The 16,176-nt window shown below is 60.1% G+C and carries 23 protein-coding genes and 1 tRNA gene; 14 read left to right on the forward strand and 10 right to left on the reverse strand.

Translation table 11 applies throughout. The features are described from left to right. Positions 1–131: 131 nt before the first annotated feature. The 3 genes from CDV49_RS01040 to CDV49_RS20035 all read left to right on the forward strand — a co-directional run bounded on the left by CDV49_RS01040 (position 132) and on the right by CDV49_RS20035 (position 2,417). A tRNA-Leu gene (locus CDV49_RS01040) sits at positions 132–215 on the forward strand. A gap of 150 nt (positions 216–365) precedes the next feature. Continuing rightward, positions 366–1,331 (forward strand): tyrosine-type recombinase/integrase, encoded by a 966-nt coding sequence (locus CDV49_RS01045; protein WP_088213728.1) that lies wholly within the window; start codon positions 366–368, stop codon positions 1,329–1,331. Positions 1,332–2,042: 711 nt separating this feature from the next. Continuing rightward, complete coding sequence (locus CDV49_RS20035) at positions 2,043–2,417, forward strand: hypothetical protein (protein WP_143413094.1); 375 nt, start codon at positions 2,043–2,045, stop codon at positions 2,415–2,417. Positions 2,418–2,969: 552 nt separating this feature from the next. Here the strand turns inward: CDV49_RS20035 and CDV49_RS20040 are convergent. The 5 genes from CDV49_RS20040 to CDV49_RS01065 are packed head-to-tail and all read right to left on the reverse strand — an operon-like array spanning position 2,970 to position 4,780. Next, the gene (locus CDV49_RS20040; RefSeq protein ID WP_179209084.1) at positions 2,970–3,203 is read right to left on the reverse strand and encodes a hypothetical protein; all 234 of its coding nucleotides are present in this window, start codon (positions 3,201–3,203) and stop codon (positions 2,970–2,972) included. Beyond that, positions 3,136–3,366, reverse strand: coding sequence for a hypothetical protein (locus tag CDV49_RS01050; RefSeq protein ID WP_088213729.1), 231 nt, complete (start codon positions 3,364–3,366; stop codon positions 3,136–3,138). The genes CDV49_RS20040 and CDV49_RS01050 overlap by 68 nt, the downstream gene beginning before the upstream one ends. Beyond that, entirely contained in the window at positions 3,363–3,584 is a 222-nt protein-coding gene (locus CDV49_RS01055) for a glutaredoxin family protein (RefSeq protein ID WP_306424929.1), read from the reverse strand. Before CDV49_RS01055 ends, CDV49_RS01050 begins: the two co-directional genes overlap by 4 nt. Continuing rightward, positions 3,584–4,537: an N-acetylmuramidase domain-containing protein gene (locus CDV49_RS01060; RefSeq protein WP_088213731.1), complete on the reverse strand. Its 954-nt coding sequence runs from the start codon at positions 4,535–4,537 to the stop codon at positions 3,584–3,586. The genes CDV49_RS01055 and CDV49_RS01060 overlap by 1 nt, the downstream gene beginning before the upstream one ends. Before the next feature lie 27 nt (positions 4,538–4,564). Then, on the reverse strand, positions 4,565–4,780 hold the full coding sequence (locus CDV49_RS01065) for a hypothetical protein (protein ID WP_143413096.1): 216 nt from the start codon (positions 4,778–4,780) through the stop codon (positions 4,565–4,567). Positions 4,781–4,967: 187 nt separating this feature from the next. Between CDV49_RS01065 and CDV49_RS20045 the strand changes: the two genes are divergently transcribed. Both CDV49_RS20045 and CDV49_RS20050 read left to right on the forward strand, forming a co-directional pair. After that, entirely contained in the window at positions 4,968–5,699 is a 732-nt protein-coding gene (locus CDV49_RS20045) for a hypothetical protein (RefSeq protein WP_143413097.1), read from the forward strand. 14 nt (positions 5,700–5,713) lie between these two features. Beyond that, positions 5,714–6,472: a hypothetical protein gene (locus CDV49_RS20050; protein ID WP_143413098.1), complete on the forward strand. Its 759-nt coding sequence runs from the start codon at positions 5,714–5,716 to the stop codon at positions 6,470–6,472. Here CDV49_RS20050 and CDV49_RS01070 read toward each other — a convergent pair. Both CDV49_RS01070 and CDV49_RS01075 read right to left on the reverse strand, forming a co-directional pair. Then, positions 6,451–8,163: a hypothetical protein gene (locus tag CDV49_RS01070; RefSeq protein WP_088213733.1), complete on the reverse strand. Its 1,713-nt coding sequence runs from the start codon at positions 8,161–8,163 to the stop codon at positions 6,451–6,453. The genes CDV49_RS20050 and CDV49_RS01070 overlap by 22 nt on opposite strands. A gap of 1 nt (position 8,164) precedes the next feature. Continuing rightward, positions 8,165–8,353, reverse strand: coding sequence for a hypothetical protein (locus CDV49_RS01075; protein ID WP_088213734.1), 189 nt, complete (start codon positions 8,351–8,353; stop codon positions 8,165–8,167). A 195-nt stretch (positions 8,354–8,548) separates the two neighbouring features. Here CDV49_RS01075 and CDV49_RS01080 point away from each other — a divergent pair, with 195 nt between their 5' ends. The 6 genes from CDV49_RS01080 to CDV49_RS01105 all read left to right on the forward strand — a co-directional run bounded on the left by CDV49_RS01080 (position 8,549) and on the right by CDV49_RS01105 (position 11,723). Further along, positions 8,549–9,940: a hypothetical protein gene (locus CDV49_RS01080; RefSeq protein WP_143413099.1), complete on the forward strand. Its 1,392-nt coding sequence runs from the start codon at positions 8,549–8,551 to the stop codon at positions 9,938–9,940. Then, positions 9,937–10,197 (forward strand): hypothetical protein, encoded by a 261-nt coding sequence (locus CDV49_RS01085; protein ID WP_088213736.1) that lies wholly within the window; start codon positions 9,937–9,939, stop codon positions 10,195–10,197. Before CDV49_RS01080 ends, CDV49_RS01085 begins: the two co-directional genes overlap by 4 nt. A gap of 17 nt (positions 10,198–10,214) precedes the next feature. Next, positions 10,215–10,580, forward strand: a complete 366-nt coding sequence (locus tag CDV49_RS01090) for a hypothetical protein (RefSeq protein ID WP_143413100.1) — start codon at positions 10,215–10,217, stop codon at positions 10,578–10,580. 62 nt (positions 10,581–10,642) lie between these two features. Beyond that, positions 10,643–10,843, forward strand: a complete 201-nt coding sequence (locus tag CDV49_RS01095) for a hypothetical protein (RefSeq protein WP_143413101.1) — start codon at positions 10,643–10,645, stop codon at positions 10,841–10,843. Further along, entirely contained in the window at positions 10,843–11,478 is a 636-nt protein-coding gene (locus tag CDV49_RS01100) for a hypothetical protein (RefSeq protein WP_088213739.1), read from the forward strand. Before CDV49_RS01095 ends, CDV49_RS01100 begins: the two co-directional genes overlap by 1 nt. Continuing rightward, the gene (locus CDV49_RS01105; protein ID WP_088213740.1) at positions 11,478–11,723 is read left to right on the forward strand and encodes a helix-turn-helix domain-containing protein; all 246 of its coding nucleotides are present in this window, start codon (positions 11,478–11,480) and stop codon (positions 11,721–11,723) included. Before CDV49_RS01100 ends, CDV49_RS01105 begins: the two co-directional genes overlap by 1 nt. A 231-nt stretch (positions 11,724–11,954) precedes the next feature. Here the strand turns inward: CDV49_RS01105 and ypfJ are convergent, their stop codons facing one another. Beyond that, positions 11,955–12,815, reverse strand: a complete 861-nt coding sequence (gene ypfJ / locus CDV49_RS01110; protein ID WP_088213741.1) for a KPN_02809 family neutral zinc metallopeptidase — start codon at positions 12,813–12,815, stop codon at positions 11,955–11,957. A gap of 98 nt (positions 12,816–12,913) precedes the next feature. Between ypfJ and CDV49_RS01115 the strand changes: the two genes are divergently transcribed. Further along, positions 12,914–13,381, forward strand: coding sequence for a disulfide bond formation protein B (locus CDV49_RS01115; RefSeq protein ID WP_088213742.1), 468 nt, complete (start codon positions 12,914–12,916; stop codon positions 13,379–13,381). On the opposite strand, the gene CDV49_RS01120 is transcribed toward CDV49_RS01115, so the two are convergent. Both CDV49_RS01120 and CDV49_RS01125 read right to left on the reverse strand, forming a co-directional pair. Then, positions 13,378–13,647, reverse strand: a complete 270-nt coding sequence (locus CDV49_RS01120) for an usg protein (protein WP_035741155.1) — start codon at positions 13,645–13,647, stop codon at positions 13,378–13,380. The two genes, CDV49_RS01115 and CDV49_RS01120, sit on opposite strands and share 4 nt — an antisense overlap. Positions 13,648–13,722: 75 nt before the next feature. Beyond that, the gene (locus tag CDV49_RS01125; RefSeq protein ID WP_088213743.1) at positions 13,723–14,184 is read right to left on the reverse strand and encodes a type II toxin-antitoxin system RatA family toxin; all 462 of its coding nucleotides are present in this window, start codon (positions 14,182–14,184) and stop codon (positions 13,723–13,725) included. A 78-nt stretch (positions 14,185–14,262) separates the two neighbouring features. Here CDV49_RS01125 and hpt point away from each other — a divergent pair, with 78 nt between their 5' ends. Together hpt and CDV49_RS01135 are read left to right on the forward strand one after the other, a co-directional pair. Continuing rightward, positions 14,263–14,808: a hypoxanthine phosphoribosyltransferase gene (gene hpt, locus CDV49_RS01130; RefSeq protein ID WP_088213744.1), complete on the forward strand. Its 546-nt coding sequence runs from the start codon at positions 14,263–14,265 to the stop codon at positions 14,806–14,808. A 60-nt stretch (positions 14,809–14,868) separates the two neighbouring features. Beyond that, positions 14,869–15,765 carry a cytochrome c gene (locus CDV49_RS01135; RefSeq protein ID WP_179209085.1) on the forward strand — a complete coding sequence of 299 codons (897 nt, stop codon included), beginning with the start codon at positions 14,869–14,871 and terminating at the stop codon, positions 15,763–15,765. Positions 15,766–16,176 lie beyond the last annotated feature (411 nt).

Below are 16,176 nucleotides of genomic sequence, written 5' to 3' on the forward strand. Positions count from 1 at the left end.
GACCAGCCCAAATATACAAAAGAATATCTTCCAATTTGTTTCGAAATATCAGGACTTGGCAAAGGCCCGACTTTCCCGTCACCGGACTTGCAAAACCTCTCCAGACAGCGCATTGAGAGACCGCAATCCGTGCCGGGATGGCGGAATGGTAGACGCAGCGGTCTCAAACACCGCGGCCGCAAGGTGTAGGGGTTCGAGTCCCCTTCCCGGCACCACGGATTTCCCTGTTTTGCCGTAAGCGGCAGAAAAATAGGGAAATTAACCAAAGACTTCCCGACAGTGTTCCTCTTTTAGCCTTACCTGTAGCCCCGAATCGCCAGACCATTTACGCACGGATTCCGCACGCATTACGCACGAGGGGTCACGTGGCATACATTCGGAAGCTCCCATCTGGCAGCTACAGGGCCGAGGTCGCGAGGGCAGGAAAGAGAATCTCGAAGGTCTTTCCGACCAAGATGGCGGCAAAGGATTGGGCGGCTCGTCAGGAGTACCTGATCGCTGAACGGGGCGAGGAAGTGCCATCCGGGACTTTCGGAGACCTGCTCGACCGTTACAGCCGCGAGGTGTCGGACAAGAAGCGCGGCTCACGATGGGAGACGATCCGGATCGAGAAGATTAGAAAGGACAAGCTGGCGCAGGTGCAGCTAGTCGCACTCAAGGCCTCTGATCTCGCGGATTGGCGAGACAGGCGGTTGGCAGAGGTCGCTCCCGCATCCGTCAATCGTGAGATGCACATCCTCTCTGCGGCCCTCAACGTCGCGCGCAAGGAATGGGGCCTGATCAAGAGCAACCCCATGGAGGACGTACGCAGGCCAGCGGCCCCGCCGCCGCGCGACAGGCTAGCCACTGCTGACGAGATGGATCGGCTACAGCACGCGGCCGGGACGGACCTGCAATATGCGACCGCCCGGGCCTACCACGCTTTCCTGTTCGCTGTGGAGACTGCGATGCGCGCCGGGGAAATCGTCGGGCTGACCAGCGACAGGATCGATACCAAGCAGCGCGTGGTAAAGCTGCTGCAGACCAAGAACGGAAGGCCGCGGGACGTACCCCTGTCCAGTGAGGCAATCCGCCTTCTTGAAGATTTGCCCAAGGCGGACCCTGTGTTCGGCCTGACATCTCAACAGCTGGACGTGCTCTGGCGGAAGATCAGGGACAAGGCCGCAGTCGACGGGCTGACGTTCCATGACAGCCGACACATGGCTATCACCAGGCTGTCGAAGAAGCTGGACGTGCTCGCCCTCGCGCGCATGGTGAGCCATACCAACATCAAGATGCTCACCGTCTACTACAACGAGTCGGCAGAGGAACTTGCGAAGCGGCTAGATTGAGCCCGAGAAATGGGGCGACCCTGGAATACCGAGACCTGTAAAAACGCCCTTAATCTGCTAGCGTAAGTGTACCGCATTTTTTGCGTGCTGGATACCGCATGGCTTTTCGTCCAAGTCAGAACGGATGCTCATCGATCACCAGTGAGACATGGGGCAACGGTCGCTGAAGCACTCCTGCCTGTGGCAAGGGATGCAGGTTAGTGCTCTGCGAAGTCGCAGACCCCGATCACTACCAACGACTTGTCCCAGTGTGCCGGAAGCCGCGCGTGGCCTTAAGTTTTGCGGAGACAACCATAACCTGCGGTAGATTATCATCGCCATTCGGCCATATATCTCCCCGAAGAGTGCGCTGCCGAAGCAGCGCTCAACGAAGTATCTTGAGTGGTAGTTTTGAACCCGGCCGAGCATAAACCGGAAGTTACAATTTTTCTCTTGCCAAACTAGATACTAGATGTATTCGGTGCATAGTATATTAGGGATCTCACGACTGCTGAATTACGGAGACACTACACACCTGAGAACAACGGCTGTCATAGATATAAACTTATAAAATTGATAACTACATCCCTAGGGTTCTTCTCCATGATCAAAAAAATTTACAAAAGTAAAATTTCCAGAAATCATACATCTTTCAAGACGTTATTTCTGATTTTTTCATCAGTTTTTTCTGGATCGGTCAACGCGCTAACTTTGGGACACTCGGATTACGTAGTGAAGGACACCAATTCACTTGGAATTCCTGCGGCTTCTGTTATGGAGTGGAGCTTACCGACTACGGTCGTAATAAATCGTAAAAGTGGTGGATTGTTTCTAGTAGATAACGTTTCGCTTTATGGTCGCCTCGAGATAATTAAATCTGGATCGAGACCAAATCCAATTGCTCATATACCACATAGCGAAGCAACCGCTGAAATGGCTTATGACTACCTTGACTGGATAGAAGAAGGTGAATTAAATTTTCCATTCTATCAAATTAACGGTTATAGGGACGAAAATATGGTACTCTCGATTAACCTAAAATCGGTTGATGAAAATTCCGTTTTTGTCGAAAAAAAAAATACGTCGACAAACTGGAGTTCAAAATAAATCTTCCTGATACGTTCTTCCTCGTTAGCCACTTTATCTCAGAGAATTCATCGACGATCAAACCTGACAGCTATTCTTGCATTTACGGATGCCATCTAACTTACATGCAGGTCAGAGAAATCTCGCTTTCACCAATCCCCCTGCCTGCAACCGCAGGCTCTCTCCTCGCCGCGCTTGGATCACTACTTTTTATCCGGCGCTGGATGCTAGGACTCTGAACCTATAATGTCTCCATGCGAACGCGCCAACCTATCTGGTCGGATGAAAAGTATGGCTCGCGCCGCCAACATTTAATGAATTAACAACGGCTAGAGTTGGTCGACATAATGCATTCCATTTAAACTGTGACTGGATATTCAATCTATTTTCTTACTTTGACGCTTGAGGAAACCATATGGCGAAAACCTGGTCTAAAGGAGAGCACATAATAATTTGCGCGCAATGCGCGAGTGAGAGCACTCTTCCTTGGACCCGCGTGCCCGCGCCGGAGCGAGAAAAAGTGATCTGCCCAGCATGCGGATTCATCATGTTCGATAAAAATACGACCTACAACTACGGCGTGCCAATTCTAAAGTCGGGCGAGTAACGATAGTATCCACAACCCGCATCCACCTGCGCGATCAAATCCCGCCCGGCCGCGCGGCTCTGTGGCCCGCCGTCCGCCACCAGCGCGGCAGCAAGCGCCGTCCGGGACGCCTCCGTGCCGTCGCAGACCGCCTCACCGCTGCGACCGGTCGCGCAGCCAGCGCAGATCGTCATCAGCATCGCCGCGAGATACGTCCGCATCGTCGATCCTCCTGCGTGTGTCCTGATAGTCCTGCAGCCGGCCGGCGCGCGCGTCACGGCGACCCTCCCGCTTGCCGACGGCAAAAGCGACCAGCAGCGCCACGATAAGCCCGCCGAACGCGGCGAGCGCCCGATCGATGCGAGTGGAGAGCAGCCATGTCATGTCAGCCCCGCGATCAGGTCGGGGCGATAGCCGTGCCAGTGGTGATCGGGACCGAGGTAGACCACCGGCGCGGACTGGTAGCCCCAGGAGCGCACCAGCTCCAACGCAGCGGCGTCCTGTGTGAGGTCGATCTCCCCATAGGCAATACCGCGCTGCTGGAGGGCCCGCTTGGTGGCCCGGCAGGGCTGACAGCCCGGCGTCGCGTAGATCACCACCATCACGCGACCCCCCTGCTCTTCTGAAATGCCCAGACGGCGACACCGATCAGCGCCAGCAGCATCCCGCCACCGATGAGGATGTTGAGCGTCGACTCGGGCAGCGCGTCGCCGATCGCGGCGACAGCCGACGCCAGCCCGCCTGCGGCAGCGCTTACCTTGGTGATCTGCGCCACGCGATCCTCGCGCGCGGGCTGCCGGATCGGCGACGCATCGCGCCGACGCTCCAGTTCCGCCCATGTCCGCGCGCCTACGACCCCGTCGATCGGCAAACCGGACTGCGCCTGGAAGCGGCGGACCACCGCCTCGGTCTCCGGCCCGAATGCGCCATCGGGATCCAGCCCAAGCGCCACTTGCAGCCGACGGACGGCCTCTCCCCGCGCACCGGCGCGCAGCACCACCGGCGAGGCCCGGCCAGACAGCTGCTGGTAGGCGGTCTCGATCCGCGCGGCGTACTCAGCGACATTGCCCGATCCATTGTAACGCGCCGCGAAGGCCCGCCAGTCATGAGCCCGCAGCGCGGCATCAAGGCCCCAGGCCAGGATCAGCGTCACGAAGGCCGCGATCTGCTCCGCCTCGCTCTCCGCCATCGCACGCACCATGCCGAGCGCGGTGATGTAGCCCGCCTCACGCGCGTTGAAGCCCATGATCTGCGGCGCGCCCCAGCTGGTTGCCTGCAGCGCATCCTCAGGATCGCGGGCATAAGCGGTGCGGAAGAGCCTCTCCCGGCCCGCTGCCGACAGCTTCAGGCTCGCGCGATAGTCGCCGATCGGGACGCGCAACTTGTGCGGTTCAAAGCGGCGCTCGAGCGTACCGTCGGCACGGAATGGCCCTCCTGCCGCCTCCGCCTGCCAGACAGCGCGGATCGCCGCCAGCTCGCAGCCGATCCGCTCGGCCGCACGCAAGAAATCGTCGGTGCTCGCGCGATGCGGGGCGCCCTTCCAAGGGTCTGTCATGATGATGTCCTGTGGTGGTGCCCGCGTTTACTTTTGCGGCCGGGGCTGGATGAATTGCCGGAGCAGCGCGTTCGTTTCGCGCTGCTCGTTTTTCACGTCGGTCATGGACTTGGACAGGCTCTCATACCGCTCACCATTGCGCGCGTCGCTGATCTCCAGCTTGTTGACCGCGGTACGCACAGCGATCAGCTCGGAGCGGATATCCAGTACGTCGGTCCGCGTCTCGTCGGTACGCACCGTCATCGCACCCCACGCCGTGCCGACTCCGACAATCACAACCAGCCATGAGATAATGTTTCCAACGGAGATACCTCCGTCCAAACTTCAGACCGGACATGACCTGTCTCCCTAATCTTATTGAAGTTTACGCTTGCCCGAATCGTCGCCCTCACGGCACCGTGAAGCCGTTGGTTAATCGGGGGATTTAAGGATGAGAGCGTTTGCGCTAGCGGCTGCGGCGTCCCTTGGGATGGCTGGGCAGGCTGAGGCGGCGATTGTGACGTATACGGCGACGGCGGTGAATGTATCGGCTGTATCTGAACCTTGGTATTATGATGAAAACGGCGAAATAGGCTATAAAATCGGAGAAGCTCCGCTAACAAAGCCTATCGTAATTTCCCTGGGGGTTGATCAATCCAAAATTGTCCCCGAGAAAACATATTCCGTTGACGATGAAAATATCGAAGACGTAATTGTGTCCCTAAACGGTGGAGAGGTTTACCCACGCGTCGTGTTCCTATGGGGTGGGTTACAATTTGACTCGGAACTGAATATTTCGGCATGGGATTTCCATTATTTTGATCTGAACTACTACACCGACGAAAGCATGGGACTCCCAGAAATAGCTATGCGATCATATGTTGGCGAGGCGCGGTCTCACGCATTCTTTGATCAGTATGGATCAGGAGAGGAGTATTTCTCCGAATTGTATCCGATGGCCTATTATTCAGAAGTTATATCGTATGATTTTGACTATAAGAGCCAAGATGGACTGATTTGGCAGAAATCTATCCCCTCCCCAGTTCCCCTCCCCGCTGCCGCCCCGCTCCTGCTGGCCGGGACGGCATCTCTTTGGGCAATCGCCCGCAGGCGTCAGAGGGTAACTCAATCTTTCCTCTTGCCCGAATCGTCGCCCTTACGCGACCGTGAAGCCGTTAGTTAATTGGGGGATTTGAGATGAAAGCGTTTGCGCTGGGGGCTGCGGCTTGCCTTGGGATGGCTGGTCAGGCTGAGGCGGCGATTGTCACGATGAAGATCGACGGTATTATCGCAAGCTATAACAGAACAGTTGAAACCATTGTAGGCGATACAACTAATAGTGAAACCCTTCCCATCAACGGATATTCCGGGCGCAATTTTTCAATCCTGATCTATTACGACAGAAGCTCAGATGTCGAAGAATATACGTTTGAAGAAGCCTTTGAATACGGAGAAGTTTCAGCAATCAACGGATTCCTAAACTGGGAATTCTTAATAGGAAACGAGGTTTTCATCTCACGAGAGATGATACCAGACAACTACAATACCATTCAAGAGATCGTAGCAGACTCCTTATACAATGGCTACTATTCTAGAAATGAGTCTGGCGTTTTGTATTCACTGTATAATGGGAAAGTGTCAGGAGAGTTCTTTTTTACCACCTCTATGAGATACAACGAATCCCGCTGGCCGACTGACTTACTTTCAAATGCAACACTATATAGTTCAGCACCTGGGTGGGGTGACCTATTAATGCAAGAGATGCACTATCTGTTTGAGGGAGAAGCCCGCATAGGGGCGGTAAATTACATATCCCACATGAAGATCATACCCGAAAAGGTGACCATCATCGCCCCTGCGCCTGTCCCTCTTCCCGCTGCCGCCCCGCTCCTTCTGGCCGGGACGGCAGCGCTTTGGGCAATCAGCCGTAGGCGTCAGAGGGTGACCGACAGGTGAGGCCACCACCTGCCCTCACCATCGCGATAGCCCGCCACCTGCAGCCCGCCTGAAAAGGTTTCAGCGGCGTAGGCTTCTTTGACCACGCCATCGGCAATCGCCTCGTCCTCGGCGTATGCCTCCTCTTCCGTCAATCCCGCCGTGGTGCTTCGTGCCTGTCCGGTAAATGTCAGTGGATTCTGCCACGGTAGCCCGTCACGGCGGGTCACTGTTATGGAAGTGCCGGAAAGGACTGCGCTATACGGGATCTGAGTGGTGCCGGTCATGATGCGGAAGCAGTGCAGATCGGCGGGCTGATCGCTGTATATTGCCCCGCCGTTTGCCGCGTTTACATGCAGAGTCACAGCCATGCGATCCGGGCTTATGGCCACATCGGAATAGTAGGGATACTGGACGGAGGTCAGGCCCATTGCCTTTGCCACACCGAGGGCCATCACTGATGCTTCGTGAACAGCGCCTTTCGTGATGCCAGATTGAGTATTATAGCGGGACGAGTCAAAGAGGTGTCGCGGGTGAGGCCCTCCTCTCCCGCCCTGCGTCGTGAGCCCGACGACGGGCGGGGTCATGGTGCCGCCCAGATCATACATTGCCTGAGCCTGCTGAGTGCACTGCGGCACAGCAAATTGCAGGCGCACGTAGTTTTGCGATGCAATCCGATAGCCCGGGGACAGAATGTCGTCTAGAGTGCCGAGCTGACCAGAAAGCCCCCCATCACTCATGACCTGACTGTAGCTCAGCGTCGTTGACATCTCGTTGAATACGCACAGGGATACGTCATTTCCCGCGAGGTCCACTTTTGTGCACAGATCATCCCATTCTTCCTGCACAGTGAAAATCAGCCTGGCGTTTCGGCCTGACTTAGCCACGGAGATATAACACCACCGATATCCACCGAATTGGGCAAGCTGGTTTATGGCTGCCCTGGCTCCCGCACCGGATACAGCGCGGTTTTGAGCGGCGTCGGAAGCAGTCCGCGTATTATCGGCGCTGTTGACCAGACCATACCGAAGAGGCCCGACTCCAGCGCCGCCGTTACCTGTGAGCAAGTTATTGACGCACACAGCCATCTGGTTTTCCGCCGCAGTCAGTGGCCAGCTTGGATTGTAAATATTTCCCTTGCCGTTGGGCCAAAGGTCTACCGCGATAGACAAGCTCGATGGCCCTAGCGCCATGTATTTGAAGCTGACAGCACAGCGCCCGATGCTGCGCGCCACGACGCCCGGGTTGGCGGTCAGCCGCACTTCGCGCCAGCACCAGTGTTCCGTCGCCGGGATCGTCCGCGTCACGCTCCACGCCCCGCCGCTGATCGTGCCAGCGGGCACCCAGCCGGTAACGGCCTCGCCGCCCTCGCCGACAAGCCGGAACTCTACCGCCATGCCCTCAAGGGTGGGGTGAGCCGGGCCGGAGAATGTCACCGGCCTTGCCTTGCTGGCGATCTGCGTATCCCCGACCAGCCCATAGACCCATCCATCCATAGCGACATTGGGCACGCCGTCCCTGATCGACGGATAAGGATCGTGGTCTAGCATACCCGGGGTGATACCTCCCGGAGAGACATGCTCACCCGAAAGGGGATGCAGAGGGATTGCCACATAGTCCATTCCAGCCAGCAGGGATGCGAGCGCCGTGGAGGCGGTCAAGCGGCTATCAGAGTCGCCCAGAGCCTCGCGGTAATAGCGAATAAGTGCCATGTCAGGCTCCCGGCTGCGGAATGAGGGACAGAACGTCGTCCCAAAGCGTGTTGAAAATGCGCAGCCCCCACGTGGTGGCCGGATCATCGTCGTTGGATTCGGCAAAACCCGCACCTTCAAACATGTGGGGATAGGGGTCGCCGTTGACCGGGTATGTCCCATCCGTCGTGCGCACGACATAGGATTTCATCTCTTCCTCACCCCGGCTGCATGATCCCCAGCGCCTGAGCAAAAAGCATGAAGTCGCCGCCAACGCCCTGATTGCGGTAGGGAGAATTGATCGCCACGCATCGGCTGGCACCGTTTGCGGATGGCCGCTTCGGGCGCGCAGCCGGCCATGATCGCCAAGGCCTTCGCGGTGACGGAGCGACATGTCCGCCAGCGGATGACGCTGGCCACCCTGCCGGTCGCTGCGCTCGACGCGCTGCGCACTGACCAGATCACCCTTGACCAGGCGGGCGCGCTGACCTCCGCGCAGTCGGAGGAGGCTCTGCTCGCCGAGCTGCGCCGCGTTCTTACCAGCACGTGGGGCGTTTCTGCCGCTAACATCCGGCAAAACCTGCTGCCTCGCGGCATCTCGCTCGACGACCGGCGCGTCAAATGGCTCGGGCTGGCAGCCTACCGCAATGCGGGCGGCGTCATTCAGGAGGACCTGTTCACCGACGACACCCGTATTCTCGACGAGGCATTGCTCGACAAGCTCTTCACCGATCGGCTGGAGGAATGCGCGGAGCTCAACCGGGGCAAAGGCTATGCTTGGGTGAAGATCCACACGAAGGATGCGTGGATCCCCTTTGATCTCATCGAAAAGCTCGCTCGCGTCGATCTCGTCCCCGTCGAACTGCCGGAGGCCGATGCCGCGGAGCTGGAGACCCTCACCGAAGCCGATGACCTGACGGAGGAGGAATACGCGCGCCTGGAAAAGCTCGAGGATCGCGCTGCAGGCGACATCTCGGACGAAGATCGGGCCGTCGCCGGCATCTTCCTCCACGTGGACAGGCACGGCGAGCTGAAGACCAGCGGCCCGTGGCGGGAGAAGCCGCAGGCATCCGGGAGCGACGAGGTCGAGACGGCCAAAGTCGAGACGCTGCCCCAGTCCCTGACAGAGGACATGCGGCGCACCCAGCGTCTGGCCATCCAGACCGCTCTGCTCGGCAAGCCCGAGCTGGTGCTCGACCTGCTGACCGTCGCGCTGACGGCGCCGATCTGGAACTGGCAGCGCCCGCTGTCGATTGACCCTTCGCTGAATCCGATTGCGCCGGAGAAGGCGGACGCCACTGTGATCGACGAGCGCCTGACCGATGCCGTCAATGACGGTAAGGCTATGACCGGGAGAGACCTGTCTCTGACCCATCTGACCGACATTCAGGCTATGCCGAAGAAGGACCGCAACGCGCGGCTCACCGCCGCGCTGGCCCGCCTCTTTACCCCGGTCACCGGCGACTTTACCGCCTCCGTCGCCCGCCTCGCCGGCGCCGATATCCGCAAGGTCTGGACACCGACGGCCGAGAACTATTTCGCCCGCCTCCCCGTCGCGCGGCTGGACAGGATCTGGGCGGAGCTGGTCCCGGATGGCGGGCCGGACGGTGACGGCTGGCTGTCCATGAAAAAGGCACTCAAGGCCAAAGACCTCGACCGCCTGTTCCGCAACCCCGATTTCCGGTCCGCGCTGTTCCTGTCGAAGGACGATTGCAAGCGTATCGATGCCTGGGTGCTTGCCGAAATGGAGTGGCCGGCGCCATCGGACCAGGCTGACGCGCAGGAGGAAGCGGCATGAGCGATCCGATCCAGCCCGAACACCGGACGCTGATGAACACCCTCGCGCACCTCATCGACGAAGCGCTTAACGGCCCCTTTCAACCGGGCGTCCCGCGCCGGATCGGGTTCGCCCTGCTGATATCCGAGTTCAACCGAATTGAGGACGGCCGGGTAAACTACATCAGCAACGGCGACCGGAGCAGCATGCTGGCCATGCTCCGCGAATATCTGTCCCGCGCCGAGAAGGATCGGCCCGGCGCGACCCAGAACCCCTGATCTAACAGGATCACGCCATGAAATTTTTAACACTCGCTTTGGCGGGCTTGATGCTCGCACCCTGTGCATATGCGGACACTGCCGGTCCGGGCGACTTCAAGGTCGTCTATCTGCCCCCAGACACAGAGTGCGGCACCTCTCTGCGCCTTGAAGAGGGCACCGGCATCTACGGCCTGATGCAGCCGAAATCCACGTTCGTCTATGCGCCGGCGCGGCATGAGACTTTCCCGCCGATCGTCATCCCGACCGCGCCGGGCGGCACAGACCATCACCGGCCCGAGCCGCCACGCCCGCCCCCGTCGCCCGTGCCCGTGCCATCGGCCCTGCTGTCGCTGCTCGGTGCCCTGATTTCCGCCGCCGCTGTTTGGAGGATGACCCGATGAAATGGATACGCCGCCTTTACTCCCGCTGGCAGACACACCTCCGCCTTCTCCGCGAGCTTGAGATGGGCAAGATCGAATACGACAGCCGCAGCGATGAGGTGTGCCTCGCACCCGGCGTCCCCCTCACGGACGAGCATATTCGGATCGTGCAGCAGCGCCCGTATCTCGCGGATGGCTGGCCCAAGCACCTGCGTGGGGAGATTGGCCTGCCGCCTTTTCCGCCGCGTGAGGAAGACGACGATTTTATCAACAGGATTTTGTGATGACCGGCGATCTGATCAGCCGGGCAGCGGCGATTGAAGTTGCAGCGGAGTGGCATGACGCTTGGTTTGGTGATGGGCTTAAGGGGCCTGTCGCCGCAGCCATCCGCGCCCTCCCCGCCGCTCAGGCGCAGGTGCAGAAGCCGGTGGCGCTGACCATGAAGCCGTTTGACTTCCGGTGGAAGTCAAAGGCCAGCCCGAACCCCAGCGTGATGGAGCTACATCACGACGATTACTCAGCCTATGTCGTAATCCCCTACGATCCCGGCTTTGACCCGGCAGCGGGTATCGGTCTTTGGAGTGGCGTCAGCAATTACAAGGGGAAGGCAGGCTTCGCCACACGCGAAGATGCTATGCGCTATTGCGAGGACACGATCCGCAATGACGCGCAGCGAGCAATCAATGCCGCACGAAAATGGCTAGCCACTTCCGCAGCCCACGCAGAGGCGGAGAGCGCCGAACTCACCGCGGCCCGCGCGCAGATCAAGGCGCTGGAGGAGGCGCTATCGGACCTTTTGTCTTGGTTCGGCGATGAGCCGAGTAGTTATGACCCTTGGATAATCAAGGCGGGTGATTTGGGTGCGGATGACGCCATCAAAGCCGCCCGTGCCGCCCTCGACAAGCTGGGGAATGGGTGATGGGTGAGCCTAGCATGATGATCGCCGTGGACGCGGGCGAGCTTGCCGCTCTGCGTGAGGAAATGGCCGCGATGCGCCGCGCCATCGAAGGCTCCCGCATTACTCCCCCGCCGAACTGGCTTACCATCGCGGAGTATGCCGACCAGATCGGACGCACGAGAAAGACCGTGCGAAACTGGATTCGTGATGGCAAGATAGAGACGCGGCGCGAGGGTGCAATCACCATGGTACGCGCCGGCCAGTGAATCGGCGCTCGCATTTTTTACGCTTCAAAACTCTAGTGCGTTGAAAATTAAGTCGTTTCTAGTCCCCTTCCCGGCACCACAATTTTCCTTGCGGAACGTACCTCATTGAAAATTGGCAACTTGGCGCCAGACCGACGCTCAATTTGTCCTCGGCTCCAACCGTCCGTCACATGACGCAGGCGATGATGCTCGGGGCCGGGCCCCCGGCGTTCGAGCCATGAGCGGGTGACCTCAGCGGCGCAGGCCCGCGAAGGTGTCGCAATCCTTGATCTGGCCGGAGTTATACCCCTGCGCGAACCAGTGCTGTCGTTGCGCCGAACTTCCATGGGTGAAGGTCTCGGGCACGGGGCGGCGGCCGGCGGCCCGTTGCAACGTATCGTCGCCGATGCGCGCGGCGGCATCCATCGCCTCGTCGATATCGCCGGGATCGAGCGTTCCGAACTGGGTGTCCGCCTGTCGTGCCCAGATGCCCGACAGACAATCGGCCTGAAGTTCGATGAGCACGGAAAGCTGGTTGCTGTCCACCTCGCTCACCCGCTGGCGAAGATCGTTGACCTGTCCCAGAATCCCCAGTTCATCCTGCACGTGATGGCCGACCTCATGGGCCACCACATAGGCGGCAGCGAAATCGCCCTTGGCGCCGAGTTGCCGGCTAAGCGTGGTGAAGAAACTGGTGTCCAGATAGACCTTCTGGTCCGCCGGGCAATAGAAGGGCCCCATCGCTTCCGAAGCGCCGCCGCAGGCGGAGGACGTCATGCCCTTGAACAGCACCAGGGTCGGTGGCCTGTACTGCCGCCCGACCTGCTCGCGGAAGACCCGATCCCAGACCTCCTCCGTATCCGCGAGCGTGACGGAGACGAACTGCGCGGCATCCTGATCCTCCTGCGTCAGTTCGACGGGACCGCTCTGCTGTATATATCCGCCGCCCTCGTTCAGCACGGGCGACAAATCCACTCCGAACAGCCAGCCGATCAACACCAGCGCGATCAGGCCGAAGCCACCGATCCCGCCCACCCGTGCATAGCCCCTGCCACCGCCTGCCGACCGGCGATCCTCGATATTGCTGCTGCCCCTGCGCCCGCGCCATTCCATCGCCGTCTCCTCACCTAAGCCTTACCGCCCGCCCTCGCCCGTAGCCTTGACCCCGCTTGTGCCGCGTGCTGCAAGGAGCCGTCTCGGGAGAAAGAACCATGACATCCAGAACTCTGACCATACTCGCCACTCTCGGGTCCGTCGCCCTGCTGCTCGGCGCTTTCGCCTTTCAATATATCGGTGGTTTGGCGCCCTGCCATCTCTGTCTGTGGCAACGCTGGCCCCATGCTGCCGCGATAGCGGCGGGAGCGCTGGCTCTTGCGATGCCTGCCGTGCGATTCTGGCGGTTTCTGGGCCTTGTCGCCGCGCTGACGGCCTCCGGTCTCGGCGTGTTTCATACGGGCGTGGAGCGTGGATGGTGGCAGGGGCCGACCACCTGCACCGGCGGCGGCGATCTGTCGGGCATGAGCACCGGCCAGCTTCTGGACCAGATTCTCTCCTCCCCCGTCGTGCGCTGCGACGCGGTGGCATGGCAGTTCGCGGGCCTCTCCATGGCCAGCTGGAACGCCATCCTGTCGTTCCTGCTGGCTCTGATCTGGGCCGCGGCGCTGGTGAAGCGGGACTAGTTGATGCGGAATTCCCCCACGACATTCCGCCACTCGCCGGGAGAGATCAGCTTGCGGTGGGTGAAACGGACGGAGTGGAGCGGGCCCTCTATCTCCTCCTGCCAGAACTCGATGAAACGAAACAGTCGAGGATAATCCGGCGCGATGTCATAGTCCTGCCATGTGAACGTGTTCAGGACGTGACGATAATCGGGCATCCGGTAGAAGAACTCGGCAGTGGTCAGGCCGTAGCCCTTGAGCATCAGATCGGTCTCGCGTCGCTCCATGTCCGCCTCGCGCTGTGGGAGAGTTCCATCGTCTCACACGCGCGGCAAAAATCAACGATCACAATCTGTTGGCACTCAGGCCGGGTGGCTGCCGTAAAGCTGGTCCGCCCGCTTCTCGAAGGCGCGCACGATACGGTGCATCGCCTCATTGAAGACCACGCCGATGATCCCCTGGAGAATCGCGTTCTTGAATTCGAAATCCACGAAGAACTCGACCTCGGAGCCGCCCTCGGGGCGGTCCCGGAATTTCCACCAGCTCCGCATGTATTTGAACGGGCCGTCCAAGTACTCGGTGTCGATCTTCTTCTGCTCAGGCCAGAGGGTGACACGGCTCCCGAAGCGCTCGCGGAACACCTTGAAGGAGATGACCAGATCGGCCTCCATCAGCTCACCCCCACCCTCAACAGGTGTCCGGGAGCGGATCCGGGCAGCGGTGTTCCAGGGCAGGAACTCCGGGTAGCGGCCGACGTCGGCCACGAGGTCATACATCTGCTGCGCCGTGTAGGGCATGACGCGCGTTTCCGAATGGGAGGGCATTCTCTTCCGTTCGCTCTGTCGCTCGGCGCCGTTCTTTCATAGGCTGGCACGGAAAAGAAGGCGCAACCGGACGGAACCATGCAGAAACCCTACGTGATCGACCAGCTCATCTCCGCCAAAGCCATTGCCGCGCGGGTGGAGGCGCTCGCCGCCGAGATCACCGAGAGCTTTCGCGACACGGAAAAGCTCGTCGTCGTCGGTCTGCTGCGGGGTTCCTTCGTCTTCATCGCCGATCTGGTGCGGGAGATAGACCTGCCGCTGGAGGTCGATTTCCTTGAGGCCTCCAGCTACGGAGACGGCATGGAGAGCTCGCGGGAGGTGCGAATCCTGAAGGATCTCCGTGCGCCCATAGAGGGCCGCGACGTGCTGGTGGTGGAGGATATCATCGACACGGGCTTCACCCTCTCGCACGTGATCGCCCTGCTGAAAAGCCGCAAGCCCCGGCGGCTGGAGGTCTGTGCCCTGCTCGACAAGCCGACCCGGCGGGAGGTGGACGTGCGCGCCACGTGGACGGGATTTTCCATCCCCGATGAATTCGTGGTGGGCTACGGCATCGACTACGCCCAGCGGAATCGCAACCTCCCCTACATCGGCAAGGTCCGGTTTACAGACCCTGCGGGTTGATCCCTGCGGCAAAGACGCTAGCCTAGGAAAGGCAAGCACCTAGCCAGCATGGGGAATTTCATGGCCCGGCGGATTCTGCCCCTTGTTGTCGTCGCAGCTCTGGCAGGAGGCGCGGCATTCTGGGTCATCACCCGGCCCTCGCCCGTGGAGGAGGCTCCGCTGGTCGCGCTCACCGGCGATCCGGTTGCGGGAGAACTGGTGTTCCACGCCGCGGGCTGCGCCTCCTGTCATGCAGCGGAGGGCGCTGCGGGCGAGGACAAGCTGATCCTTTCCGGCGGCAAGGCCTTTGCCTCGCCCTTCGGCACCTTCCACGCGCCGAACATCTCGCCCGATCCGCAACAGGGCATCGGTGACTGGAGCCTGACGGATTTCGCCAATGCCATTCAACGGGGGATCGGGCCGGGGCGGGAGAATCTGTATCCCGCGCTGCCTTATACCAGCTACGTCCACATGCGGCCGCAGGACGTGGCCGACCTTCATGCCTACATGATGACACTGCCGCCCTCCTCCACGCCCAGTCTGCCGCATGACATCGACTTCCCCTTCTCCCAGCGCTGGTTGATCGGGGGGTGGAAGCTGTTGTTCTTCGATCGGGGCTGGGTGGTGTCGGGCGCGCTCACCCCGGAGGAGGAGCGCGGCCGTTATCTGGTGGAGGCGCTCGGACACTGCGGCGAGTGCCATACACCGCGCGGCGAGATGGGCCAGATGCAGCGCGACGCCTGGCTGTCCGGCGGCCCGGATCCGGCCAATCCGAACCGGCGCATCCCCAACATCACCCCGGCCAAGCTCACCTGGAGCGTGGAGGAGATCGCCGACTATCTGCAAAGCGGCTTCACACCGGATTTCGACATCGCGGGGGGAGAGATGGCGCAGGTCGTGGAGGAGATGGCCCGGCTGCCCGCCTCGGACCGGCTGGCGATCGCGGCCTATCTGAAGAAAGTGCCGGCCGTCGAATGAGCACAGGGACCAGTGCCGAACCGCGACGCCTGCGACCGGAGGCGTACTCTCGGAAACGGTTTCCAGACAACGGTTACGGCAGGTTATCCTGACATTCCGGCTCCAAGCTGCAACTGTTTCGCCGTCCGGGTTGGCGCCCCTAACAGGCTGCTAAAAAAGGCCTTTTGGCCTGTGTTGGAGCGGAAATCGTTCACCATCTGACGAATTCCAGCCGGAAATCCATAGACTTCCGGGCGTTTCCGGGCCGATCTTCCGATTTCCGGCGCAGAGGCATGACACTTCAGGACTTTTTCAGCAGCCTGTTAGCAGGCTGCTGAAAAGTACCCTCGGCGCTGGCCTGAGGCCGAGATGTTCCCCCTTGCTGGGAAATCTCCTGAAAACCGCTAGTTTTGGCTCTCGACCGGACCGATT

The sequence above is a fragment of the Haematobacter genomosp. 1 genome (genome assembly GCF_002196855.1).
GTDB lineage: Bacteria > Pseudomonadota > Alphaproteobacteria > Rhodobacterales > Rhodobacteraceae > Haematobacter.